The following is a 26,502-nucleotide window of genomic DNA, read 5'->3' as shown; positions in this document are numbered from 1 at the left end:
TTACCCATGAAAAAGCAATTTACATATATAGCAGCGGCATTTTTATTTGCAGGAATGCTTTCTGCCCAAAAAATAGATCTTAATGCAATGCCTAAACCGGGACCAACTCCTGCCATCAACATTGCGAAACCAAAAACATTTCAATTAAGCAACGGATTAACCGTAATGGTAGTTGAAAACAATAAACTGCCAAGAGTAAACACTACTCTTTCTATGGACAGACCTCCCTATTATGAAGGAAATATCTCCGGAGTAAGCCAGGTGATGGCAGAACAGCTTGATAACGGAACAACGAATCTGAGCAAGGATGAATTTAACAAAAAGGTAGACTTTTTAGGGGCAAACTTAAGTTTTTCATCTAATGGAGCTTCATCCAATTCATTATCAAAATACTTCCCTGAAGTATTGGGTTTAATGGCGGATGCTATTGTGAATCCGAAGTTTTCTTCTGAAGAAATTCAGAATGCAAAGGAAAGAATCATTGAAGGATTAAAGGCTGATGAAAAAAATGCTTCTTCTATTGCTGAAAGAGTTTCCAATGCCCTTATGTATGGAAAGAATACTTCAAGAGGAGAATTTGAAACCGTGGAATCTATTAATAAGATACAGCTAGCGGATGTTCAGAATGTTTACAATAAATATTATGCTCCTGATAATGCTTATTTAGTTATTGTAGGAGATGTAAAGTTCGATCAGATCAAGCCTTTAGTTGAAAAAGCTTTTGGAAACTGGAAAAAATCAAATACGAAATTTGCTGCATTAGAACCTGCTTCTAATGTTTCAAAAACTGAAATCAACGTAGTGGATGTACCATCTGCAGTACAATCTGTATTAGCAGTTGGAAATCTGAACACGCTTAAGATGAAAGATCCGAATTACTTCCCTGCTACAATTGCCAACTATATCTTAGGTGGTGGTGGTGAAGCAAGACTTTTCATGAACCTTAGAGAAAAGAATGGATTTACTTATGGCGCTTACTCTAGTATGAATGCAAGCAAGTATTCACCTGATTTTGCAGCTGAAACCAGTGTAAGAAATGAAGTTACGGATAAAGCTATTAAGGAATTAATGAATGAACTTAATGCCATTTCTACTGTAAAACCTGATGAGCTTGACAATGCCAAAGCAAAACTGAAAGGTGCCTTCATTATGTCTCTAGAGAAGCCTGAAACGATTGCTAAATTTGCATTAAATCAAAAGGTTCAGGATCTTCCGGCGGATTTCTACACCAATTATTTAAAATCTATTGACAAAGTAAGTGCAGCCGATGTTTCTAATGCTGTAAAAGCAACAATTCTTCCCAACCAAAGCAGAATTTTTGTTGCAGGTAAAGCGTCTGATATTTCTGAAAGTTTAGAGAAATTGGGATATCCGGTAAAATACTTCGATAAGGAAGCTAATCCGGTAGCAAAGCCAGCTGCACAAAAGGTTGATGCGAATGTTACTATTGCTTCTGTTGCGGATAAATATATCAATGCAATCGGAGGTTTAGCTGCTATTCAGAAAGTGACTTCTATTACCGCTAACGCTACTACCAAAGTTCAGAAAATGGATATGACCATGAAGCTGATTCAGGGCAAAGGTGGAAAAATGCTGGTGGAAATGAAAATGATGGGTAATACAATTCAAAAAATAGTTTTCGACGGTAAGGAAGGCTATATGGAAGGACAAGGACAGAAAATACCCCTGAATGACCAACAAAAAGCATCCATGACAGAGCCGGAACTTTTCCCGGAGCTTACTTTTGCAAAAGCAACAGATATAAAATTAGCAGGAATTGAAAAATATAACAATGAAGATTCTTATGTTGTAAAAGGTCCTAAACAAACATATTACTACAGTGTAAAAACAGGTTTAAAAACCGGAGAAGTAAAAGCTGGAGAAGGAGGCTCTATTCCTACAAGCTATGCTGATTACAAAGAGGTATCAGGAGTAAAACTTCCATTTACCATTATTCAGAATATGGGTGGAATGGATATTAATCTTGCTGTACAGTCTTATCAGATTAATCAGGCTAAAGACTCTGATTTTAAATAAAAAATATCTTTTTATAATAGAAGCTGTCTCACTTTGAGGCAGCTTTTTTTTGTCATTAATGCACGAATTGATTATTCTATATTATCTATGCGGTTTTAAAGAGTTTATCACTATTGTAAAACTATCACCCTTATTTAAAGTCTAAGTAAGAAATATCTTTTTGGGAAACTATACTGCTAACTTTTTGTTTTTTGTCGCTAATGCACGGATTGATTATTTCCGGTCTCTCTGTATTTAATCTTATACACGAAGCTGCACACATTTTATTCGTGAATTCGTGGCTTTTAAACAAGTCTAAAGTTCTCTTTTTGCCTTATTTTTAGTCGAAAATCATTATCTGATCTTTAAACTTTCGGTATTGATTCATATTTCTCCACATCTTTTTTTGTCGTTCAGTAAAAAAAGATTAAATTTGCCCATTCAAAAAGATATCAGAATTAATGGATACTATATTTACACTATTGATGGTTCTTATTATGATTGCCAGTGTTTTATTGGTAATTGTTGTTATGGCTCAAAACCCTAAAGGTGGAGGTCTTTCCAGTACTTTCGGAGGGGCATCATCTGCACAGTTTGGAGTACAAAGAACCAATGATTTCATGGAAAAAGCAACATGGACTCTAGGCGGAACTATCATCGTTCTTATCCTTTTAAGCGTTGTTATTACAGGTAAACCGTCACAATCTGCGGCTACTCAACAGCAACCAGCTAAAAAAGAAGCTCCGGCAAAACAATCTGCTCCGACTTCTTCTACAACTACCACTCCGGCACCTGCACCAGTTGCACCGGCTAAATAAGAAGATTATTTTCTACATATAACAAAAGCAACTCAAATTGAGTTGCTTTTTTATTGTATAATATTTCATTTCAAATTTTCTACTTCAGCCTGATCTTTTCTATCTGATGACGCAGCTTTAATCCAGCCTTTAAGAAAGAATACTGCATTGGCTTTGATTCTTTATAATATTTATCAATAAAGATCTGCATTGCACCATAAAAACGCTTCAGGTAAACTTCATCTTTCACCGTACTTTCTCCTTTATGGTGAAGAAGGGAAGCTTTTCCATAATAATAGTTTTCATATCCTTTTCTTAATAAGGTATAACAAAGATCAATATCTTCACCATACATAAAATAGGATTCGTCTAACCCTCCTATCTCTTCATAAACAGCTCTTTTAATCAATAGAAAGGCTCCCGTAATAACTTCTACTTCTGCAATAGCATCCTCTCCTACATCATTCCTGTAATATGACTTAGAATTATTCTTTTTTAAATTGGTGAATAATTTTTCAAAAGAATTGAACATATCAGGAACTGAACGTTTGCTTTCCGGAAGAAAATTCCCTTCCACATCATGCATTCTCACTCCCAGACATCCAAATTTTACTTTAGAATCAGAAAAATCAAGAAGTTCTTTTATATAAAAACCTTCCAACTCCGTATCAGGATTAAGAAGCAATACATATTCACCCTTTGCTGTTTTTATAGCTTTATTGTTAGCTTTTGAAAATCCTCCATTAATATTTGAAGAAATGAAATGTATATTAGGAAATTCAGGAATTAGCTCTTTCCAGGAAGTGTCTGTAGAAGCATTATCAATGACAATCACTTCATAATTCACATCTTTTATATATTTCTGAAGAGATAAAAGACAGTTTCTGAGTAATTGGGTAACATTATAATTAACAATAATGACAGACAGCTTCATATTAATCCTTTTCGTTGTATGGTAATCTATTAATAATGGATCTTCCGAGAGAAATTTCGTCTGCATATTCCAGTTCGTCACCTACTGAAATTCCTCTTGCAATACTTGAAAAATTCACATTGAAATTTTTGAACTTCTTGTAAATGTAATAAGCTGTTGTATCTCCTTCCATCGTGGCACTCAAAGCAAAAATAAATTCTTTCACTTTGCCCTCATTCAGTTTTCTTTCAATACTTGGAATATTCAATTGGCTTGGTCCTACTCCTTCCATCGGAGAAATCTTACCGCCTAATATCAGATATTTACCTCCGTATTTACCTGTATTTTCAATGGCAATCACATCTCTTACATCTTCAACAATACAGATCAGCTCACCGCTTCTTTTTTCATTGCTGCAGATCTCACAGATGTCAAAATCAGAAAAGTTATGACATTCTTTACAATACTTTATTTCGGTAACAAGATTGATCAGAGAGTTACCAAGACTCACCGCTCTGGAACTAGGTTGTTTCAATAAGTGCAATGCCAATCTTAAAGCTGTTTTTCTTCCAATTCCAGGTAATCCTGAAATCTCATCCACTGCCTTTGCCAAAACTTTACTTGGGTAATCCATAACCACAAAAATAAGGATTATTTGAGGAAAATGATCTATTCCAAAGTGGAGTTTTTGAGCTTTAAAATATCGGAAAGTCAATTGTCAATTGTCAATTCGATTTGCTAGTCAATTTGTAGATTTAAAGTTCAAGGTTGAATATTATTACTCCATCCAATATCTATTATCTAAATTTTGTCAATCTCTTACTTGTAACTTACTTCAACCCAATGTCTCATTCTGATATTTTAAATACTCATTCCCTTCTTATTGAAAATAACTCTAAAAAAACAGCTATATTTGCGGCTTAAATATGAGAAAAATAAACTAACATGGTACTTAAAAATTTAAATTATCCTCTGGATTTCAAATTCAAAATCTCTACATTAGCTAGTGATTTTAATATTACTGACAAAAATGGAAGCTATGTAGCATACGTACGTCAGAAAATGTTCAAATTAAAGGAGGATGTAATTGTTTTCAACGATGAAACCAAATCTAAAGAACTTTTCAGAATCAGAGCCAACAAATGGATTGATTTTAATGCTTCTTATTCTTTAAATGACATTGTTGACAACAAAAATTATGGTAGATTAGCAAGAAAAGGGATGCGTTCTCTTTGGAAATCAAGCTATGATATCCTGGATGCTAATGACCAGCCTAAGTTTAAGGTACAGGAAGATAATGCATGGGTAAGATTCTGGGACAGCTTTGTAGGAGAACTTCCTATCATTGGGATGTTTACCGGATATTTCCTTAATCCATCTTATACAGTTACCGGTATTGATGGAAAAGCTTATTTCAAACTGAAAAAAATGCCTTCATTCTTTGGAAGAAGATTCCAGCTGGATAGATTAATCGATATTGATGATGAGGAAGAAAGTTTAGTAATCCTTTCATTATTAATGATGACCCTTCTTGAAAGAGCGAGAGGCTAAATAAATAATAAAACCACAAACAAATGAAATACTTAATCATTTTCTTTTCTGCATTTCTTTTAGTTGCCTGTAAAAAGGACAAAGAAACAGTTTCCGGTGCTTCCCCTGCCGATTCTTTAAACATAGTAAAAGATTCTGCTACAGCAAGTATTCCTTCTGGAAAAATTCAGATTGAAACCATCTCATTCCCCGAAGAAATTAAGGAATGTTCTTGTTATTTCGCCAGAAATAAAGCTGATTTTGAGGCTGAAAAATATATTTATGCTGATGATGCCGGAAAAACAGCTTATATGAAGCTGGATGGTAAAAGACTTTCTATGAACCTTATCTCTTCAAGTGATATGGAAGTGGACGAAGAACTGACCAAAGAGATAGAAAATGGTGATTACAAAATCTCTGTGAAAGGTAAAAAAATCAAAGGTGAGGAAGCTTTATTATTTGAAGGCACACTTACCATTGAAAAACCAGATGGTTCTGTTATCTCAACCCCCATCTACGGAGAATGTGGATGTTAATAAAAAAGAAAAAGCTAATTGGTCATTTCTACTTTTAGCGATCAATAAAAAATGCTTCTGTATCCCACGGAAGCATTTTTTATTTCGTAAATTTGAGAAAAATAAATTTCAATGGCATTATCTAATATAGAACCGCAGATAATCTGGAAAAATTTCTCCAAATTAAATGCAGTTCCAAGACCATCTAAAAAAGAGGAAAAAGTAATTGCTTTCATCAAAGGATTTGGTGAAGATTTAGGACTTGAAACTACCGTAGATGAAGTAGGAAACGTAATTATCAAGAAACCTGCAACAGCAGGAATGGAAAACAGAAAATCTATAGTGCTTCAATCGCACCTGGATATGGTTTGCCAGAAGAACAATGATGTTAATTTCGATTTTGAGACAGAAGGGATTAAAATGGAGATTGATGGTGACTGGGTAAAAGCAAAAGGAACAACTTTAGGAGCCGATAACGGTTTAGGAGTTGCGACTATCATGTCTATCCTTGAAAGTTCAGATATTCCTCACCCAGCTTTGGAAGCTTTATTCACGATTGATGAAGAAACAGGAATGACGGGAGCTATTGGTTTAAAACCAGGACAGCTTACAGGAGAAATTTTATTAAACCTTGATACAGAAGAAGATGATGAAATTGACATAGGTTGTGCCGGAGGTGTAGACGTTACCATCACTCAAAATTATGCTGTAGAAACTGCGAAAGGACAGGTTGTAAGAATTGAAGTAAAAGGATTACAGGGTGGACACTCAGGAATGGATATCCATAAAGGTTTCGGAAACGCGAACATTATCCTTGGAAGACTTCTTTACAAAGGATTGGAAAACCAAAATATAGAACTGATCTCTATTGACGGAGGTGGATTAAGAAACGCTATTCCAAGAGAAGGTGTTGCTATTATCTCTGTAAGAAATGCTCACGAATTCATCCAGGAAGCAACTGTTCTTAAAGCAGAAATTTTAGAAGAATTTGCGTCTGTAGAAGCAGGTCTTCAGATCAATATTGAAAATTCTACGTCTTCTGACAAAGCTATTTCGGAAGGAGATTCTAAAAAAGTAATTCTTACTTTAAAAGCTCTTCACAACGGAGTATACAGAATGAGCCCTGATGTAGCAGACCTTGTAGAAGCGTCTAACAATGTTGCAAGAGTAGAATTAAAAGGAGGTGAACTTAAAATCTTAAACCTTACAAGATCATCCGTAGATTCTTCTAAATATTCTACAGCAGAACAATTGAAGTCTGTAGCAGAATTAGCAGGAATGAATGTAGTATTCAGCGGTTCATACCCAGGATGGAAGCCAAGACCAGGATCTGAAATCGTACAGATCATGGAAAAAATATATACTGAAAAGTTCAATGAAAAACCTCATGTAGTAGCTTGTCATGCAGGTCTAGAATGTGGTATTATCGGAGCTAACTATCCTGAAATGGAAATGGTAAGTTTTGGACCTACGATCAGAGGAGCACACTCACCTGATGAAAAAGCAAACATCCCATCTGCACAGAAATTCTGGAGCTTCCTGAAAGATATTTTAGCGAATATTCCTCAGAAATAGAACATTAAAATAATTATACTAAATATCCAAAGTCACCTGATTTTGGATATTTTTAATTTTTATGAAGATTAAGATTCTATAGATAGATTAAATAAGCGTAACAATTAAGATAATTATAAATATTTTCTTATCTTTTTTAATCACTTAAATATCTTAATGATTCCAAAAACATTTAAATATGAAAAGTATTACAGTATTCTGCGGCTCAAGTTTCGGCACAGATAAAATTTATGAAGAACAGGCTTTCCTGCTTGGTAAAATTTTAGCCAAACAAAAAATACAGTTAATTTATGGCGGTTCACAAACAGGTTTAATGGGAACCATTGCAGATGGTGCCTTGAGTGAAAATGGTAAAGTGACCGGAGTTCTCCCCCATTTTTTACAGTCAAAAGAAATTGCTCATAAAAATCTTACTGAATTGATTTTGGTAGAAACCATGCACGAAAGAAAAACAAAAATGAATGAGCTTTGTGATGGTGTAATTGTTCTTCCTGGTGGATACGGAACTTTAGAAGAATTCTTTGAAATGATTACCTGGGCACAACTCGGACTTCATAAAAAGCCCATCGGTATTTTAAATATTGATGGATTTTACAATGATCTGATCAGTCTTGTTCAGAATATGGTTGATAAAGGATTCTTAAAATCAGTGAACCGGGACATGCTTCTCATCAGTGACAATATTGATGATCTGCTTGAGAAAATGAGGAACTACCAAGCTCCTACGGTTGGAAAATGGATTTCTAAAGAGGAAATTTAATCATAAAAAGAAGGAATATTTTCAGAATATTCCTTCTTTTCATATATATCACTATTTGTTATATATAGTTTAGTACTTTTGTAATTAAAACTTTATCACTATTAAAAGAAATAATACTATGAAAAACATATTTCTAACAGGCTGCCTATTTTTAAGTCAGATCAGTTATGCTCAATATAATTATCCAAAAACTCCGGAAATACCTGTAACGGATGATTATTTTGGAACAAAGATTACCGACAATTATCAATGGCTGGAAAACCTGAAAAGTCCTGAAGTACAAACATGGTTTAAGGCAGAATCGGACTATAGCCATATTATTATTGATAAAATACCTAACCGTGAAACTCTTTATAATCGTATGAAGCAGGTTCAGGAAATGGGTGGTGACTCCTACAGCTATGCAAAACAAAGAGGAAACTTATATTTCTACATTAAAACAAAAAAGAATGAGAAACTTTCCAAGCTATACACAAGGGACATTTCTACAGGGAAAGAAACATTGATATTTGATCCCGAAACCTATAAGAAGAATGCTCAGATCACTAATTTTTCAATAGATTCGAAAGGCAATAAAGTAGCATTACTATTTTCCCAATCCGGTGGTGAAATTTGTGAGCTTAAGATTTTAAACTTACAGACAAAGAAAATACTTGACGATACACTTACTCCTATTTGGAGTGAGTTCAACTTTGAATTTACCCCGGATGATCAATCTATTATTTACACTAAAATGAGTACCGGAGATCCCAACAGCAATATGCTCCTTAAAGAAATGAAAGCAATGCTGCACAAGATAGGAACCCATTCTGATCAGGATATTGTACTGGCATCAAGAGAGGCAAATCCAGAAATCAATATGCTAACGGAACAATTTCCAATGGTTGAGTTTTCTGAAGATTATCAATACATCTTACTTGATATAGGTTCTACCAAATCGGAAAGTCCTCTATTCTATGCTCCTTATTCTGCTCTAAAGGATAAAAAAATTACGTGGAAACAGTTTGTAAAAACTTCAGACGACATTACTCAAACCTTTATTAAAGGGGATCAGTTATTTTTCCTTAGTCACAAAAATGCACCAAATTACAAAATAGGACTTACAAGCCTGTCAAACCCTGACTTTGATAACGCTAAAATCATCGTTCCGGAAGGGAGTGCTGTAATCAGATCAATACACAATTCTAAAAATTATTTATTCTATGCTTTAAACAATGGTATTACTCAGGAGAAATATCAGATTGACCTTAAAACATTAGCTATAAAAAAGGTTCCTTTACCTGACGGAGTCAATAGTTCCGCTTCTCTTAATTCCCGTGAAAATGATCATCTACAGTGTAATAATAGCAACTGGCTTACTCCGAATACATTCTACGAATATACCCCTCAGGATGGAAAAGTTATTAAAAGTAAATATTTCAATGGGGATAGCAAGTACCCGGATTATTATTCATCCTATGAAGTAAAAGAAGTGGAAGTAAAAAGCCACGACGGCGCTATGGTCCCTCTTTCTATTATCTATCCTAAAAAGATGAAAATGGATGGCAGTACTCCTGCTTACATCACAGGATATGGCGGCTATGGAATTTCTTCTACTCCACGTTTTTCCAACAGATTGTCTGTACTGCTTGAGCAGGGTGTAGTTGTTGCTATTGCCCATGTGAGAGGAGGTGGTGAAAAAGGTGAAAACTGGCATAAAGATGGAATGAAAGCTAAAAAACCCAATACATGGAAAGATTTCATTGCCTGCTCAGAATATCTTGTTGACCAAAAATACACTTCTCCTTCAAAATTAATTGGTAACGGAGTAAGCATGGGAGGGGTTCTTATCGGAAGAGCCATCACGGAAAGACCTGATTTATTTGCGGTTGCTATTGCTGAAGTGGGAATGACTAATGCTCTTCGTTCTCAAAATTCAGCCAATGGAGATAATCAGATTCCAGAAATAGGAAGTATAAAAAACGCTGAGGATATTAAAGGGCTGATCGAAATGGATGCACAAAGCAAAGTTAAAAAAGGAGTAAAATATCCTGCAGTCATTGTCCGTACCGGAATGAATGATTCCAGAATTACCCCTTGGGAACCCGCTAAATTTGCAGCAGCCCTACAAAACAGCACAGCATCTGAAAAACCTGTTTTGTTATATGTCAATTACGAAAATGGTCATTTTACAAGTGATCTGGATGTAGTCTTCAAAGAATATTCAGACATTTTCGCTTTTGCATTATGGCAGGTGGGACACCCGAAATTTCAGCCAGCTAAGAAATAAAATAGAAAATTCATAAAAACAAAAACCCGTTCGAAAAACTCGAACGGGTTTCTTATTAAGATTAAAAAATATTTTCTAAGGATAAGGAGCTATTTCCACTTCAAGTCCCTCCATTTCATTAACCATGTGCAGCTGGCATCCTAATCTGCTGTTATCTTTCACATGGAAAGCTTCAGCAAGCATAGCATCTTCTTCATCACCCATTGGTTCCAAACCAGGATCATTAATTACATAAACCTGACATGATGCACACATTGCCATTCCGCCGCATACACCAATAGTACCTTCTTCAGCCAATTCATAGGAACGGATAATTTCCATTAAGTTCATGGACATATCCGTAGGAGCTACGACATCATGGGTTACCCCTTCTCTGTCGGTGATTTTAATATTAATATCTGACATAATTCTGCAAAATTAGTCAATTTTTTTCACAACAGCCTTCTCTGCTTCTTTACGGCTTCCGTCAAATCCGTCTACTCCACTTACGGTTGTATATTTTAATACGAACTTTTTACCAGGATTCAGTCTGTTATAAACACTCTGACACATTAAAGTAGCCTCGTGGAAACCACAAAGAATCAACTTCAATTTACCAGGATATGTATTGATATCTCCGATTGCATAAATACCGTCGATGTTTGTCTGATAATCAAGAGCGTTGTTTACCACAATCGCATTCTTTTCAATATTCAATCCCCAGTTTCCGATCTCACCTAACTTAGGAGTCAATCCGAATAATGGAATAAAATAATCAGTTTCGATTTCAAAAGCATCCTCACCATCTTTCTGTACAGTAATAGCTTCTACTTTTCCTTCACCTCTGATACCAGTAACTTCAGCAGGAGTAATTAATTTAATTTTCCCTGCGTTTTTAAGATCCTGAACTTTTTCTACAGAATCCAAAGCTCCTCTGAACTCATTTCTTCTGTGGATCAAAGTCACTTCACTTGCTACATTAGAAAGGAAAATACTCCAGTCAAGGGCAGAATCTCCACCTCCGGCAATTACTACTTTTTTATTTCTGAAGTGCTCAGGCTCTTTAACGAAATATTCAAGTCCTTTTTCTTCATAATCAGCTACATTCTCGAAAGTAGGTTTTCTAGGTTCAAAAGTACCCAATCCTCCTGCAATAGCAATAGCCTTACATCTGTGAACAGTTCCTTTGTTCGTTACTACTTCAAACCATTCATCATCAACTTTTGTGTAAGAAACAGCGGTTTCTCCTAAAGTAAATCCAGGCTGAAACTGCTTAATCTGCTCCATCAAATTATCCACCAATTCTCCAGCGTTCACTGAAGGATACCCCGGAATATCGAAAATAGGTTTTTTAGGATAAAGTTCTGCCAATTGCCCTCCCGGCTGTGGAAGTGCATCAATAATGTGGCATTTCATTTTTAAAAGACCTGCTTCAAAAACTGCAAAAAGTCCTGTAGGACCTGCTCCTATGATCAATATATCAGTGGTTATCATAATTTAGATAATTTAATTATACATGTAGCTGCAAATTTACTAATTTTAATGCGAAGCATATTTAATTGATTCTAAATAAAAACCTGAGATTTGTCAAATATCTATCAATTAAGATTTTAAATTTGGCAATGTATTTGTAAATGACATATTATGAAGAAAATTTTAAACCTTTTAGCAGTCTTTGTATTTTTTCTAGGCTCGGCACAGATTGATAACGTTGCAGACGGAGAATCAATCACCCTTAGAATTCACTATGGATTCTTAAATGCCGGAACAGCCAATCTTACCACCAAAAAAACAACGTATAAAGGAACACCTCATTTATATGTAAAAGGTACAGGTGAAACTACCGGTGCTGTAAAAGCATTCTTTAAAGTAGAAGATTTGTATGAAAGTTTCATTGATACTGCCACCGGTTTACCAAGTTTCTACGTTCGAAATGTACGTGAAGGAAGCTATCGCCAGCACCTTGAGACCGCCTTCAATCACGATAATAATACATTAATACTAACAGACAAAAAAACGCCTGCAAATGGTTCTAAAGTCATAAAATCCGTAAAAGGTGTACAGGATATGCTTTCATGTTTCTATTATCTGCGAAGCAAAAGCCCAGACGAATTAAAAGTAGGAACCATTATTAATATGAATGTATGGATAGATGACGAAATGTTCCCTTTCCAATTAAAAGTAGCAGGAACTGAAAACCTGAAGACTAAATTTGGTACAATCAATTGCTTGAAGATCATTCCTTCTGTAAAAAGCGGAAGAGTATTTAAAGAAAAAGAAGGAGTTACCATGTGGGTTTCCAATGACGCCAATCATATTCCTATGCTGTTGAAAGCTGAGCTCGCTGTAGGCTCATTGAAAGCAAGTATTGATAGCTATAAAAACGTAAAATATCCTTTAAAGTTTAGTAAGTAAACGATGAAGTTTTTTCAATAATATAATGTCTGTAATTTTTACAGACATTTTTTTATGTTGAATGTAATAGATAAAGAGCATCGATTGTCTTTATAATAGAAGCAGCAAGAAGGCTGCAATGTCAATACTTCACTCGGTCTCTAGCGGATTTGAACTAAAGTATGGACATAAGAGACAGACACGTGTAAATTTTTCAATAAGATCAGTTTTTAATTGCGTTTTGTTTCTTAGGTCAGTAATTAAAAACAAAAAACCTCCGGAGCTCCGGAGGTTTGATTTTTTATAAAGTCTTGAATTGCTCCAAGGTTCTGATATCATTCTCAAAGAACATTCTGATGTCACTCATTTGGTAAAGAAGCATTGTGATTCTTTCAATCCCCATTCCGAATGCATATCCTGAATATTTCTCAGAATCAATGTTGACATTCTTTAATACGGCAGGATCTACCATTCCACAACCCATGATCTCTAACCAACCTGTTCCTTTTGTAATTCTGTAGTCAGTTTCAGAGTTTAATCCCCAATATACATCAATCTCAGCACTTGGCTCAGTGAATGGGAAATAAGAAGGTCTCATTCTGATTTTAGACTTTCCGAAAAGTTCAGTAGTAAAGAACTGGATCGTCTGCTTTAAATCTGCAAAACTTACATTCTCATCAATATATAAACCTTCAATCTGGTGGAAAATACAGTGAGAACGTGAAGAGATTGCTTCATTTCTGAATACTCTTCCCGGAGATAAAATTCTGATAGGCGGCTGATTTTCTTCCATAAAACGAGTCTGTACAGAAGAAGTATGCGTTCTCAAAAGAATATCCGGATTCTGCTCAATAAAGAAAGTATCCTGCATATCTCTTGCCGGGTGATATTCCGGAAGGTTCAGTGCAGTAAAGTTATGCCAGTCATCTTCAATCTCAGGACCATCTGCAACCGCAAACCCAATTGATTTAAAGATTTCAATAATTCTGTTTTTAACCAGGTTAATTGGATGTCTTGATCCTAAATCCAATGGAAAAGCAGGTCTTGTAAGATCTTCTTTTTCTACGATAATAGAAGATGCAGAAGCATTTTTCAAATCTTCCAATTTCACGGCAACAGCCTGCTTCAGAGTATTGATCTTCTGTCCGAATTCTTTCTTCTGGTCGTTAGGAACTTCTTTAAATTTTTCAAAAAAATCATTCAGAACTCCTTTTTTACCGTTGTACTTGATACGGAAGTTTTCTATCTCTTCCTTAGAGGTAGCGTTGAAGCCGTTTACTTCGATCAGTAGTTCTTCTATCTTTTCTATCATTATTTTACCCTTTCAAAATGTTTTGCAAAAATACGACTTTTAAGTTGAATATTAGGTCAGTCATAAAAAAATCTGCCCCTTTTTCTGGAGGCAGACTTCAATCACTTATTTCACTTAAATAAAAAAATTATTTCTTTTCTAAAGCTTTAACGTTGATCTGAAGAGTTACCTCATCTTTAATCACCCCGTTTTCAGCAGGAGCCTGGAACTTCACTCCAAACTCTTCTCTTTTGATATCTTTCGGCTCAGTAGCTACACTTACCTCTCCTTCTTTCACAGAGACATTAGCTTTAAACTGAACTGGTTTTGTAATTCCTTTAATTGTTAAATTACCATCCAAAAGAGTATTATAATCACCTTCTGTAGCAGGAGTAACCTTTGTGATTTCATAAGAAGCTGTCGGGAATTTTTCTACTTCAAAGAAATCACCACTCTTAAGGTGACCATTTAATTTACCCATATCTTCAGGACTGTCTTTCAAGTCTACAGACGTAAGGGAATTCATATCAGCAACAAATTTACCGCTTTCCAGTTTTCCATCCTTCACTGTTACATCTCCACTTTCAAACTTAATTGTTCCAAAATGGCTCGTATTTTCAGACTTAAATACTTTGTATCCCTTCCATTCAACCTTACTGTTTAGCGTATCCAAAGTGTACTGGCTACCGTCTTTGGTAGTTGTCACCTCATTACTTTCACTGGTAAGCGGTTTATCTTTTTTACAAGAAACCATTACAGCAGCAATAAATAACGCAGGAATAGCTAGCGAAAACAGTTTTTTTCTCATTTTTGATTTATTTTTATTACTTCCGCTAATATAATAAAAAAAATTATTTTTTCATAAAAACCTTACATTTGTAATATGCTATTAGAAATAAACAATTTATTTTTCTCTCACTCCAAGGATAAACCATTGTTTCAGAACCTTAATTTAAGATTTGAAGCAAACAAAATCATTGCCCTTGCCGGAGAAAGCGGATGTGGAAAATCAACCCTTTTAAGTTTGACTTATGGGCTGCTTGATTGGGAAAGTGGAGAAATTATTTTTGATGGGACCAGACTTCTTGGTCCTAAAGGAAATCTTGTTCCCGGAGAAGCAGAAATGAAGTTTGTGGCTCAGAATTTTGATCTTATGCCTTATGCTACCGTGGCTGAAAATGTAGGTAAATTTATTTCAAATATCAATTTAACAAAGAAAAGAGAAACCGTCATGGAGCTTCTTGAAGTGGTGGGACTTCAGGAATTTGCAGATGTACTTCCTAAATACTTAAGCGGAGGACAGCAGCAAAGAGTAGCCATCGCAAGAGCACTTTCTGTTTTACCGAAACTGCTTATTTTAGACGAACCTTTCAGTAATCTGGATTTTCCGAGAAAAATAGAACTTAGAGAAAGACTTTTCAGGTATGTAAAAGAGCATCAGATTTCCCTGATTATTTCTACCCATGAGCTTCAGGATATTATGCCATGGCTGGATCAGATTGTTATTCTTCAGAACGGAAGACTGATTCAGAATGAAAATACAGAAGAAACTTATCGAAATCCTTACAATCCCTATGTTGCCAAATTATTTGGGGAAGTGAATATTTTCAACGAAACAGAAATGACAGATTTCCAGCTTCTAAAGTTCTCTTATTATCCGAAAGAAATAAAAATTTCAGAAAACGGGCTGGAAGCAGAAGTACTGGAAAGCAGGTTTGCAGGAAATTATTATTGGAATAAATTAAGCGCAAAAGGAAAAGAACTTATTATCTATACTGATAATAGCATCTCCGGATCTGTAAATATTACATTTTCTTAAAGGTAAAGTTGCTAAAAAGTTAAAGTGTAAATCGTAAGAAACAACAAGCTATTTTGCGGTCTTACTATTCCTAATTCATGCTATTTTACAATCTTAACTCATACATTCACTTACACTTATAAATAAAAAAAACACAAACATAAGAATCAGTTATAAAACTTTTTCTTACATTTGTATTTCCACAGCATAAGGAAATTTTTGGTTAATTCTCTTTCTGCCTTCTAGACGGACATTAGCAATCTTGCAATTAAGTCTATTGAAAGATTACACTGTCCAATTTTTTCCTTTTTTTATGCTTTCTTTACAAATTCTGACTTTAATGCCATTGCTCCGAAACCATCTATTTTACAATCAATATTATGATCACTTCCTGGTCTTAATCTGATATTTTTCACTTTAGTTCCTGCTTTTACTGGCTTTGGAGCTCCTTTTACAGGAAGATCTTTTACTACAACTACAGAGTCACCATCCTGAAGTTCATTTCCGTTAGAGTCCAATATCTTACCCTCGTTTGCTGATTCAGCGGCAACTTCTTCCGGATTCCATTCGTAGAAACACTGAGAACATACCATCATATTATCGCTCGGATAAGTAAACTCGGAGCTACATTTCGGACAAAGTACTGTATCACTCATATTTTAATTTTTTGCAAAGGTAGTTTTTTTTAAAGGTTAAAGTCAAGAGATAAAAGTCAGTATAGTAGATGATAAGCAGCCTCAATATTATCACCATTAAATGAATTAAGATAAATCAACTAAGGTAAATGTAAAGAAAATAAAGTATACTGATAAGCGTGTACATTTTGTTTGTCATTTTTCTTCATTTAAGCAAAAAAAAAGGAGTTCAATCATCTCTGAATGAAAAGCCACCATTACCGAATAAAAAAAGTAAATCTTCAGAAAAATCTTTAAAAATTCAGTAAAATTTATTCCGATCATTTACACCACAAATTAAATATTATGTATAATTCTTATTCAATCGATACCATTAAGCTTTAAACGCTAATGTTCACAAAGTGGAGATTATTCATATTATATATTATTTGTTCGCAAAGGCACTTCACTCAGCCAAAGGAAATGAGTTCCCTTGCGCTCTTGCAGACTCTTTGTGGAAATTTATTAATATAAAAAAAATTCACAGACAAAACGGATACGAAATTCTCCGTTTGCCAGTATTCATCAATTCTACAACCCTCCTCTTCTCAAACTCTCTTACTCAAATCCACAACTCTCAACTTTAATTCGTATTTTTGCAGATTCAAACAGCGAAGCAAATTTATGGAACTTATTCACAGAAACCTGGCTATCGGAATTCACGATGCCTTACAAGAAACATTTTTTGAGAAAAACAAGTATGCTGATAAGGTTATTGAAAGACTTTTGAAAGCAAACAGAAAATGGGGAAGCCAGGACAGAGCCGTTGTTTCTGAGATCTTCTACAATATTATCCGTTGGAAAAAACGCCTTGAATATTATATGGGCGAAGGGGTAAAACCTAACAACATCTATAAACTTATCATTGCTTACCTTCTTTGGAGCAAGACCAATTATAAAAAGTTTGAAGAATTTGATGGAATCAAGATTGCAGACATTCTTACCAAACTTAAAAAAAACACGGTTCCTACAAAAGCAATAGAACATTCTATTCCTGACTGGCTGGCAGAAACTCTTGAAAAAGAGCTTGGAGCAAATTGGGAAAGAGAAATGATTGCTTTAAATGAGCAAGCGCCTACAGTTTTAAGAACCAACTCTCTGAAAACAACTACAAAAGAACTTATTTCTGATCTTTCAGATGAAGGAGTGGTATCCTTCTCGATCAAAAATTATCCGGATGCAGTACAGCTTGAGGAAAAAAAGAATGTTTTCCTTACCACAGCTTTCAAAGAAGGATTATTTGAAGTTCAGGATGCTTCTTCTCAAAAAATCGGGTACTTCCTTGATGTAAAAGAAGGGCAAAGAGTTATAGATGCATGTGCCGGTGCCGGTGGGAAAACACTTCACCTGGCTGCATTGATGAAAAACAAAGGACAGATTATTGCTTTAGATATTTTCGAATGGAAACTTGCCGAGTTGAAGCGTCGTGCAAAAAGAGCAGGAGCTCACAATATTGAAACTCGTATGATTGCTGACAACAAAGTGATCAAGCGTCTTCATGAAAAAGCAGACAGACTATTGATTGATGCACCATGTTCAGGACTTGGAGTTTTAAAAAGAAACCCAGACAGCAAATGGAAAATTGATCAGGACTTCATTGACAGAATCAAGAAAGAACAGCAACAAATCCTTCAGGACTATTCAAAAATGGTAAAAAAAGGAGGAAAAATGGTGTACGCAACATGTTCTATTCTTCCGTCTGAAAACAATTTACAAGTTGAGGAATTCATCAAGAACAATCCTGGCTTCAAAATGATTAAAGATGAGAAAGTTATGCCTAGTCAAGGATACGATGGATTCTACATGGCATTGATTGAAAGAGTATCTTAAGCTCTCTTAAAATACAATATAAAAACTACTCTATGGGGTAGTTTTTTTGTTTTCAACTGTTAATTTTTAAAAATAAAGTGTAACATTTTACATTCATTCCCTACTAACTCTATAGATTAAACCCGTTTTGAACTGTAAAGTTAGTTTATCAAATTAAATAACTCTATGGTAAACTTATCCGATATGTATAAAAGAATTGTATTGAGCATAGTAATCATTTTCTCTGTATGTCTGTTGTCTGCACAGACCTATGAAATTCAATACACCAGTTCTTATAACGGAAAAGTAATCTCTGATCAGCCTACGACTATTGCCTGGATCAGCGAAAAAGATAATTTCATACTTAATAGTACAATTAAAGAACAAAAAAGCTCCTTCCCTTTTGAAATTACAAAGGTAGAAAAGCCATCAAATACCGTTCTTTCCTATGCTTTTTTAAAACCAGATGAAATTATTTCCAGTTCTGACTCTGAATCAGTAGGAAAACAGAATTTCGAGCTTACTAATGAAACAAAAAAAATTCTTGGATACACCTGCAAAAAAGCAGTTACGAAAGTAAACTCCAATACTATTGAGGTTTGGTACACCAATGATCTGAAATTACAGGGAGGACCATCTGTTTTAGGACAGAATTTAGGATTAGTTTTAGAAGTTGAAAGAAATAAAAATTCATTAATTACAGCGAGTTCAATCAAAAAGGTTAAAAATACAGGAATCGAAAATATTATCAAAGGTTCTGTACAATCAGTAGATCCATTAAGCTATAAAGATCTTTTATGGAAAAGCCGATTTACAACTTTAAAAGTTTTCGACAATGAAATAATTAATTTTTCCGATGCATCAAAATCTGACAATCAGGTAAAAAGATATGCCAACGGAACCATTATTCTTAAAAAAATTAAATTTCCAGCTATAACAGAAGGTGAAAATATCTTTGTAGAATTGAAACAGCAATCCAATGGTGACGCTTATGACAGAACCGGAACTGTATTCTTCATTCCTCAGGATAAGGAAAAATCTTTTTTTGACGGATTAGAAAAGGGAGCAAAAACCCTTCCTGTCTTTGAAAACGGAAATGGAAAACAGTATTATGGAATAGCTGCTACAGAAAATTATGCTCCGGCAATGGAAATGATGAGATTCTTTACAGCATTTGGAATTCAGAAGTTCAATCATATTCAGCTCAAAGATAAGAACTGGCAAACTATAAGTCCTTTCCGACAAGATATTACAGAATTAAAGCCTTCACTATCAAATAAGGAACTTTGGATAGGAACATTCATAGGTAATTATGATAAAGGCGGACATAAAGTAAGTCTGGAAATCACAATCCATAAAAGTGATCAGGCGATTCATAAAAATAATGTATCCATTCCTTTATTCAATACTTTAAATATTATGGAAATGGCTGGACAGGATTATTCAACGATGTTCAATCAGGATAAAGGACTTCTTGTAGACTTTACTTTGGATAAAGATTTAAAAAATGCTCAGCTAAGATATACGACAACAGGACATGGAGGCTGGGAAAATGGTGATGAATTTGTTCCTAAGACCAATTCTATTTTTGTAGACGGCAAGTCTGTCTTTTCTTTTGTACCATGGAGAACAGATTGCGGTTCTTACCGATTGTACAACCCTGCTTCAGGAAACTTTCAGGATGGGCTTTCTTCTTCAGACCTCAGCAGATCAAACTGGTGTCCGGGAACAGTAACCAATCCAAATTTTATTCCTCTGGGAGACTTAAAAGCAGGAAAACATACCGTCCAAATAAAAATTCCGCAAGGACCTACAGAAGGAACCAGTTTCAGTTCATGGAATGTCTCAGGAATTTTATTAGGAACTCAATAAAAACAAAACCTTCTTGCATGAGAATTGCAAGAAGGTAAAAACACAAATGATGAAAAAAAATTATTTCGAGCCACAAAGTAAGGGCTAAAATTCATATAATAAATTACCATAGATTAATAAATATGTCATTTTTATTTCGTATGGAAATTATCATCATTTTTAAGCTAACGAAAAAAATCAATCAAAAACATACTAATTCTCATAAATAGTTAATAATTTTCGTTTAAATAAATTAATTAATGAAAATTATTAACTTATTTAAATTTTTAATTGTTATTTATAAACGTCACTTATACTTTTGTTCCATAAATAAATAATAAAAATATGTGTGGAATTGTATGTCTATTTGACGCCAAACAGAAAACCGATATATTAAGACCTCAGGTTTTGGAAATGTCAAAAAAAATCCGTCATAGAGGACCGGATTGGAGTGGAGTTTTTCAAGATGAAAAAGTGGTTTTTTCTCATGAAAGATTAGCTATTGTAGATCCTACTTCAGGAAAACAGCCCTTATTTACCAAAGATGGAAAAGTTGTATTAGCAGTAAACGGTGAAATCTATAACCATAGAGAACTAAAAGAAGAATTTCCTGATTATGAGTTTCAAACTCAATCTGACTGCGAAGTAATCCTTGCTCTTTATAAAAAATACGGAAAAGACTTTGTTGAAAAACTGAATGGAATTTTTGCATTCTCGTTATATGATACTGAAAATGATGTATACCTTATTGCCAGAGATCATATGGGAATCTGCCCTCTTTACCAAGGCTGGGATAAAAACGGAAACTATTATGTTGCCTCAGAATTAAAAGCACTGGAAGGTGTATGCAAAACCATTGAAACATTTTTACCGGGACATCTTGTTTACAGTAAGGACGGCAGCGAACTTCAGCAATGGTATACAAGAGAATGGGAAAGTTTTGATCACGTAAAAGACAACAAAACTGATATTGCTACCTTAAGAAAAGGGCTTGAGGATGCTGTTCACAGACAATTGATGAGTGACGTACCTTATGGAGTTTTACTTTCAGGAGGACTGGATTCTTCTGTAATTTCTGCTATCACAGCTAAGTTTGCCAGACAGAGAATTGAAAGTGGTGACACTCAGGAAGCATGGTATCCGCGACTTCACAGCTTTGCCGTAGGTCTTGTAGGATCTCCTGATTTGGCTGCAGCACAAAAAGCAGCAGAACACATCGGATCTGTTCACCATGAGGTTAACTTTACAGTTCAGGAAGGACTGGATGCTGTACGTGACGTAATCTACCATCTGGAGACATATGATGTAACAACGATCAGAGCTTCTACCCCAATGTATCTTTTAGCAAGAGTAATCAAATCGATGGGAATCAAAATGGTTCTTTCCGGAGAAGGTTCAGATGAGTTGTTTGGTGGATATTTATATTTCCACAAAGCTCCCAACGCAAAGGAATTCCATGATGAAACGGTAAGAAAGCTTGGAAAACTTCACCTTTATGATTGTTTAAGAGCTAACAAAGCATTAATGAGCTGGGGAATAGAAGGTCGAGTTCCTTTCCTTGACAAAGAATTTATGGACATCGCCATGGCAATTAACCCACAGGATAAAATGATTAATACTGCTGAAGGCAAAATTGAAAAATGGGTATTAAGAAAAGCCTTTGAAGACCTTCTCCCAGACTCCATTGTATGGAGACAAAAAGAACAGTTTTCAGATGGTGTAGGATATTCATGGATTGATACTTTAAAAGAAGTCGCGGATAAAGAAGTTACAGATGAAATGATGACTAATGCCCGATTCAGATTCCCACTCAACACTCCGCAAAACAAGGAAGAATACAGATACAGAACAATTTTTGAGGAACATTTCCCAAGTGAAACAGCAGCCTCAACTGTTCCGTCTGTTCCGTCTGTTGCCTGCTCCACTCCTATCGCTTTAGAATGGGACGAAGCTTTCAAAAAAATGAATGACCCGAGCGGAAGAGCTGTGAAAGTGCATGAGACATCATATTAAAGATATGAGATTAAACTTAATAGATTAATAGTGAATGATCAATTTTAGATGAATAAATTTTAATGCTGGATTTACAGGGATTTTCTTAAAACTTGCATTTTTTGAGATCGTCAGGTGTATCACTCAGCAAAGTATATATATCTGAATAAAGGTAAAATATTTCTGAAAACACGGCGTTTAATTTATACAATCAGGTAATTATCGAATAATATTAATTGACAATTGTGTATCAAAGCTTTGAGTTTAAAATTCAAATTGCATAATAGATAGTGTAAATTTCAGTTTCAAAATTCTACCACAACAATTTATTAATCCTGTAGTAATACGGGATTATTTTTTGAATTAACAATAACAATATGGGATAATTTAACTGACAATCAAAAATAATATCTAATAAATAATTATATTTGGAAATCGAAAATATCAATTATAAAAAAATGAGAAGAAACCTTACTGTTTTATTTGCCTTATTAACCATCAGTTTTGCTTTTGGACAGGGAAAATATGGCAAATACCTGAACTCCAAAAAGCTTGCTTTGGCTTATAAAACTGTGAAAGACGCTGATAAAGACGATTACTATCAACAATTTTACTGGTTGGTAACAGCTGAGCAACTTAAAACGTATCCTCACCTTAAGGACATCAAGCCTATCGTTTTATATGAATTTGTAAAGTATGTAAACCCTCAGAATCCTACAAAAAAATTAGACAGCAGAGGAAAGGAACTTAGAGCAACTGCAGAATTATCTTTAAATCAATATTTTAAAAATAAGAAATTTGAAAACAACTCTGTTTTAATGTATAACCTTGAAACATATGTAGACCCTTCAAAAGGACAATATTACACAAAGGTTGATCCTGAAAAAATCAAAGAACTAGTTCCGAAAGAATTATTTGCGTTCAATTCTTTTAACAGAAACATAGGGGAAGAAAAGACGTATTACCTTTGGATTGATAAGAAAAAAGATGACTTAAATATTGTTGATATCATTCCTAGTGAGAAAGATGATAAAGCATTTTACACAAGATTAAAACAATATCTTCCAAGTTATAAATTCTCTAAATATGTTCCTTCTGTGAAAAAAGGAAACAAATCTGATAAAACAGACTTAGAATATTATTACATTATGCCTTTCGAACAGAATACCGATAATATTGAATATAAAACCAAGGATTTCAAAAATTTCACTCTAAGCCAGTATAGAAAAGCCGGTGATGAATGGAAAGGAGTAGAAAAGCCTAGAAAATAAATCAAAAAGTCCTGTGATATTTCGCAGGACTTTTTTAATTTTATAGGGATTTCTTTATGTAAGAATCAAGATGCTTAAAGCAAGTATTTTTTCAAATTAAATAAGTCTGGAAATTTTTAAATATTTCAGCCTACACAAAATGATAGAAACAAATCCTCAACAGAATTCAGTAAAGAAAATTCTACCACTCATTCTGGCTACTGCTATTTTTATGCAAATGCTGGATTCTACGATTCTGAACACGTCTCTTCCTTCCATCGCAAAGGACCTTCATGAATCTCCTTTAAATATGCAGAATGCTATTATCAGTTATGTTCTGACATTAGCCGTTTTTATGCCGGCAAGTGGGTTCCTTGCTGATAGATTCGGGACTAAAAAAGTATTTATCTTCTCATTGATATTATTCAGTTTAGGTTCATTGTTTTGTTCTTTATCACAAAACCTTACTCATTTGGTAATCTCAAGAGTTATTCAGGGGGTGGGAGGAAGCCTGATGACTCCGGTTGGAAAATTAGCACTTATCAAGACCTTTGATAAGAACGAATTACTTAAGGCTATGAATTTTGCTATTATTCCGGCACTTATCGGTCCGGTTCTCGGTCCGTTGGTGGGTGGCTATATGGTAGATTATCTTTCCTGGCACTGGATATTTCTGATCAATATTCCGATTGGCGTTTTAGGTATTATTTTAGGATTAAAGTTTATGCCTGATTATAAATCTGATGATGTAGATTTTGATTTCAAAGGCTTCTTAATCTTTGCAGCAGCCTCTCTCCTGCTTTCCGTTTCTTTAGAACTTTTCGGAGACATGCAAAATATAACGCCAGTCCTCATAGTATTTATCCTTGGCTTCCTGTTTCTTTATTATTACTATAAACATGCAAAAAAAGAAGGACATCCTATTTTCCCTTTAAACCTGTTTCAGGTAAGAACTTTCCGTGTAGGAATTGTAGGAAATCTTGCCACAAGATTAGGAATCAGCTCTGTTCCTTTATTACTTCCATTGATGATCCAAATTGCTTATAAGCAATCTGCTGTAACTTCAGGCTGGATCATCGCACCTATGGCTTTAACGGCGATATTCGGAAAATCCTCTGTTATTAAAATCCTTGATAAATATGGATACCGCCAGACATTAATGATCAATACCTTTATCATCGGAACATTGATCTGTATGCTTGCAATTCCTGATATTCACACCTCTTTATATTGGTTTATTCCAATTATTGCTGTTTTAGGTTTCTTCAACTCTATACAATTTACCTCTATGAACACTATTTCTATTGCTGATCTTCGAAATTTCCAAACCAGCAGTGGTAATTCATTAATTTCTGTAAATCAGCAACTAGCCATCGGATTTGGAATTGCGTTTGGATTGATCGTTTTAAAAATATTTGAAAATTCGGATCTCATCAAAGGAGAGACTCATAATGCTTTCCGATATACTTTTCTAACCGTAGGAATACTGACAATTTTATCAGGATTAGTCTTTAGAAGGTTACATATTTCAGATGGAAAAAATATGAAATCTAAAGAAGAATAATGATATTTTAATATAAGTTTAAACAGATGCTTTTAAAAATTTATTTACTTTTCGCATTCATACTTTTCACTTTCAGTCCCCTATCGATCTTATCACAGATCAATGTTTTTTCCTCTTAGCTGTGGTATTTTTGTGTATATAAAATCAACAATATGATGACAACTAAAAAAGTACAAACAGTAGTAGCACCAAGACCTGCACATTTTGTAGGCGATGGATTTAGAGTTCATAATTTTATTCCGGGTGTACCTGGATTAGATATGAAAAGAATGGATCCGTTCATTATGCTTGACTATAATTCAAAATTCCACTTCAATGGTTCGGACAGACCAAAAGGTGTAGGCGTTCATCCACACAGAGGCTTTGAAACAGTAACGATAGCATATAACGGAAAAGTAGAACACCATGACAGCGCTGGCGGAGGAGGAATCATCGGACAGGGTGATGTACAGTGGATGACTGCCGCAAAGGGAATTCTTCACAAAGAGTATCATGAAACGGAATGGGCAAAAGAAGGCGGAATCTTTCAAATGGTTCAGCTTTGGGTAAATCTTCCTGCAAAAGACAAAATGAGCAATCCAAAATACCAGGCAATTGAAAATTCAAATATGGAAAGAATTGACCTTGGCGAAAACGGATTCATAGAGCTTATCGCTGGAGAATATGATGGGCATAAAGGTCCTGCATTTACTTTCACTCCCGTTCACATGATGAATGCAAAGCTTAAAGCAGGAGGTAAAGCAGAATTTAATTTCCCTGCTCACTTCAATACAGCAGCCTTGGTTATTGAGGGAAATATCACAATTAATGGAGAAGAACATGTAAAAGCTGATCATTTTGCTTTGTTTAAAAATGAAGGTGAGACATTCACTATTCAGGCAAATGAAAATGCGGTAGTTTTAATCATCAGTGGTGAACCTATCAATGAACCTATATTCCCTCACGGACCATTTGTAATGAACTCCAGAGAGGAAATCATGCAAGCTTTTGAGGACTTCAACACCGGGAAATTTGGTTATTTAGAAGATTAAAAAATTAGAATTAAATTTATCTTAATCTTTAATTATTCCTTTTTTACTAACTTTATAATATACAATTATAACGGATTAAACATAAGAGATCAGAATTTAATATTGTAAACAATAAACTACAAATTCTGATCTCTTATAAAAATCCAAACTTTTTAATACATAAATTATGAAAACTGAATTTGAAAACATTCCACTTGTAAAAACGGAAAAAAGATTTGAAATAGAATTCAATGGGCATTATGCCTTTATTGATTATCATGAAACATCTCATCAGATTTCCTTGATACATACTGAAGCAGAGCCTGAACTGGCTGGAACCGGTGCGGCGGCGGCAGTAGTGGAAAAAACACTTCATTACATTGAAGAAAGTGGCAAAAAGCTTCTTCCATTCTGTCCTTACGTTTTTGCCTTCATTAAAAAGCACCCTGAATGGAAGCGTATCGTTGATGAAAAATTTAATGCATACGATAAACTTTAGACTTTTATATACACTT

General features: G+C 34.6%; 23 protein-coding genes. 16 read left to right on the top strand and 7 right to left on the bottom strand.

What is annotated here, in order from left to right; translation table 11 throughout:
* The first annotated feature begins 6 nt into the window (after positions 1 to 6).
* Both BBI01_RS21955 and secG read left to right on the top strand, forming a co-directional pair.
* On the top strand, positions 7 to 2,037 hold the full coding sequence (locus BBI01_RS21955) for a M16 family metallopeptidase (RefSeq protein WP_065396775.1): 2,031 nt from the start codon (positions 7 to 9) through the stop codon (positions 2,035 to 2,037).
* A gap of 440 nt (positions 2,038 to 2,477) precedes the next feature.
* Complete coding sequence (secG, locus tag BBI01_RS21950) at positions 2,478 to 2,834, top strand: preprotein translocase subunit SecG (RefSeq protein ID WP_065396774.1); 357 nt, start codon at positions 2,478 to 2,480, stop codon at positions 2,832 to 2,834.
* Positions 2,835 to 2,913: 79 nt separating this feature from the next.
* Here the strand turns inward: secG and BBI01_RS21945 are convergent, their stop codons facing one another.
* Positions 2,914 to 3,753, bottom strand: a complete 840-nt coding sequence (locus BBI01_RS21945) for a glycosyltransferase family 2 protein (protein ID WP_123862204.1) — start codon at positions 3,751 to 3,753, stop codon at positions 2,914 to 2,916.
* Complete coding sequence (gene recR / locus BBI01_RS21940) at positions 3,749 to 4,360, bottom strand: recombination mediator RecR (RefSeq protein ID WP_065396772.1); 612 nt, start codon at positions 4,358 to 4,360, stop codon at positions 3,749 to 3,751. The genes BBI01_RS21945 and recR overlap by 5 nt, the downstream gene beginning before the upstream one ends.
* 311 nt (positions 4,361 to 4,671) lie before the next feature.
* Between recR and BBI01_RS21935 the strand changes: the two genes are divergently transcribed.
* The 5 genes from BBI01_RS21935 (at position 4,672) to BBI01_RS21915 (ending at position 10,375) form a co-directional block, all read left to right on the top strand.
* Complete coding sequence (locus BBI01_RS21935; protein WP_065396771.1) at positions 4,672 to 5,277, top strand: LURP-one-related/scramblase family protein; 606 nt, start codon at positions 4,672 to 4,674, stop codon at positions 5,275 to 5,277.
* A gap of 23 nt (positions 5,278 to 5,300) precedes the next feature.
* Complete coding sequence (locus BBI01_RS21930) at positions 5,301 to 5,792, top strand: hypothetical protein (protein ID WP_065396770.1); 492 nt, start codon at positions 5,301 to 5,303, stop codon at positions 5,790 to 5,792.
* A 111-nt stretch (positions 5,793 to 5,903) separates the two neighbouring features.
* Positions 5,904 to 7,346, top strand: a complete 1,443-nt coding sequence (locus BBI01_RS21925; protein ID WP_065396769.1) for an aminoacyl-histidine dipeptidase — start codon at positions 5,904 to 5,906, stop codon at positions 7,344 to 7,346.
* A gap of 178 nt (positions 7,347 to 7,524) precedes the next feature.
* On the top strand, positions 7,525 to 8,106 hold the full coding sequence (locus BBI01_RS21920; RefSeq protein ID WP_065396768.1) for an LOG family protein: 582 nt from the start codon (positions 7,525 to 7,527) through the stop codon (positions 8,104 to 8,106).
* 118 nt (positions 8,107 to 8,224) lie between these two features.
* Positions 8,225 to 10,375 carry a prolyl oligopeptidase family serine peptidase gene (locus tag BBI01_RS21915; protein ID WP_065396767.1) on the top strand — a complete coding sequence of 717 codons (2,151 nt, stop codon included), beginning with the start codon at positions 8,225 to 8,227 and terminating at the stop codon, positions 10,373 to 10,375.
* Between the two features lie 75 nt (positions 10,376 to 10,450).
* Here BBI01_RS21915 and BBI01_RS21910 read toward each other — a convergent pair whose 3' ends face one another.
* Together BBI01_RS21910 and BBI01_RS21905 are read right to left on the bottom strand one after the other, a co-directional pair.
* On the bottom strand, positions 10,451 to 10,780 hold the full coding sequence (locus tag BBI01_RS21910) for a 2Fe-2S iron-sulfur cluster-binding family protein (protein ID WP_065396766.1): 330 nt from the start codon (positions 10,778 to 10,780) through the stop codon (positions 10,451 to 10,453).
* Positions 10,781 to 10,792: 12 nt separating this feature from the next.
* Complete coding sequence (locus BBI01_RS21905; RefSeq protein WP_065396765.1) at positions 10,793 to 11,848, bottom strand: NAD(P)/FAD-dependent oxidoreductase; 1,056 nt, start codon at positions 11,846 to 11,848, stop codon at positions 10,793 to 10,795.
* 150 nt (positions 11,849 to 11,998) lie between these two features.
* Here BBI01_RS21905 and BBI01_RS21900 point away from each other — a divergent pair, with 150 nt between their 5' ends.
* On the top strand, positions 11,999 to 12,769 hold the full coding sequence (locus tag BBI01_RS21900; RefSeq protein WP_065396764.1) for a DUF3108 domain-containing protein: 771 nt from the start codon (positions 11,999 to 12,001) through the stop codon (positions 12,767 to 12,769).
* A gap of 280 nt (positions 12,770 to 13,049) precedes the next feature.
* Here the strand turns inward: BBI01_RS21900 and pheS are convergent, their stop codons facing one another.
* Positions 13,050 to 14,060, bottom strand: a complete 1,011-nt coding sequence (pheS, locus tag BBI01_RS21895) for a phenylalanine--tRNA ligase subunit alpha (RefSeq protein ID WP_065396763.1) — start codon at positions 14,058 to 14,060, stop codon at positions 13,050 to 13,052.
* Positions 14,061 to 14,187: 127 nt separating this feature from the next.
* On the bottom strand, positions 14,188 to 14,847 hold the full coding sequence (locus BBI01_RS21890; protein WP_065396762.1) for a YceI family protein: 660 nt from the start codon (positions 14,845 to 14,847) through the stop codon (positions 14,188 to 14,190).
* Between the two features lie 75 nt (positions 14,848 to 14,922).
* Between BBI01_RS21890 and BBI01_RS21885 the strand changes: the two genes are divergently transcribed.
* Positions 14,923 to 15,858, top strand: a complete 936-nt coding sequence (locus BBI01_RS21885) for a sulfate/molybdate ABC transporter ATP-binding protein (protein WP_065396761.1) — start codon at positions 14,923 to 14,925, stop codon at positions 15,856 to 15,858.
* A 290-nt stretch (positions 15,859 to 16,148) separates the two neighbouring features.
* Here BBI01_RS21885 and BBI01_RS21880 read toward each other — a convergent pair whose 3' ends face one another.
* Positions 16,149 to 16,493, bottom strand: coding sequence for a zinc ribbon domain-containing protein YjdM (locus BBI01_RS21880; protein ID WP_065396760.1), 345 nt, complete (start codon positions 16,491 to 16,493; stop codon positions 16,149 to 16,151).
* A gap of 642 nt (positions 16,494 to 17,135) precedes the next feature.
* On the opposite strand from BBI01_RS21880, the gene BBI01_RS21875 reads away from it, so the two are divergent.
* From BBI01_RS21875 to BBI01_RS21845, 7 genes are all read left to right on the top strand, one after another.
* Positions 17,136 to 18,341 (top strand): RsmB/NOP family class I SAM-dependent RNA methyltransferase, encoded by a 1,206-nt coding sequence (locus BBI01_RS21875; RefSeq protein ID WP_065396759.1) that lies wholly within the window; start codon positions 17,136 to 17,138, stop codon positions 18,339 to 18,341.
* 183 nt (positions 18,342 to 18,524) lie between these two features.
* Positions 18,525 to 20,192, top strand: a complete 1,668-nt coding sequence (locus BBI01_RS21870; protein ID WP_065396838.1) for a GLPGLI family protein — start codon at positions 18,525 to 18,527, stop codon at positions 20,190 to 20,192.
* 324 nt (positions 20,193 to 20,516) lie between these two features.
* Positions 20,517 to 22,184 (top strand): asparagine synthase B, encoded by a 1,668-nt coding sequence (gene asnB / locus BBI01_RS21865; RefSeq protein WP_065396758.1) that lies wholly within the window; start codon positions 20,517 to 20,519, stop codon positions 22,182 to 22,184.
* Positions 22,185 to 22,621: 437 nt separating this feature from the next.
* On the top strand, positions 22,622 to 23,434 hold the full coding sequence (locus BBI01_RS21860) for a hypothetical protein (protein WP_083190194.1): 813 nt from the start codon (positions 22,622 to 22,624) through the stop codon (positions 23,432 to 23,434).
* 139 nt (positions 23,435 to 23,573) lie between these two features.
* Positions 23,574 to 24,977, top strand: a complete 1,404-nt coding sequence (locus tag BBI01_RS21855; RefSeq protein WP_065396756.1) for an MFS transporter — start codon at positions 23,574 to 23,576, stop codon at positions 24,975 to 24,977.
* A gap of 155 nt (positions 24,978 to 25,132) precedes the next feature.
* Complete coding sequence (locus BBI01_RS21850) at positions 25,133 to 26,008, top strand: pirin family protein (RefSeq protein ID WP_065396837.1); 876 nt, start codon at positions 25,133 to 25,135, stop codon at positions 26,006 to 26,008.
* 166 nt (positions 26,009 to 26,174) lie between these two features.
* Complete coding sequence (locus tag BBI01_RS21845) at positions 26,175 to 26,486, top strand: GNAT family N-acetyltransferase (RefSeq protein ID WP_065396755.1); 312 nt, start codon at positions 26,175 to 26,177, stop codon at positions 26,484 to 26,486.
* Positions 26,487 to 26,502: the final 16 nt, after the last annotated feature.

The sequence above is a fragment of the Chryseobacterium artocarpi genome, assembly GCF_001684975.1.
Taxonomy (GTDB): domain Bacteria; phylum Bacteroidota; class Bacteroidia; order Flavobacteriales; family Weeksellaceae; genus Chryseobacterium; species Chryseobacterium artocarpi.
The sequence above is the reverse complement of the archived record's forward strand: the minus strand, read 5'-3'. Positions and strand labels throughout refer to the sequence as shown.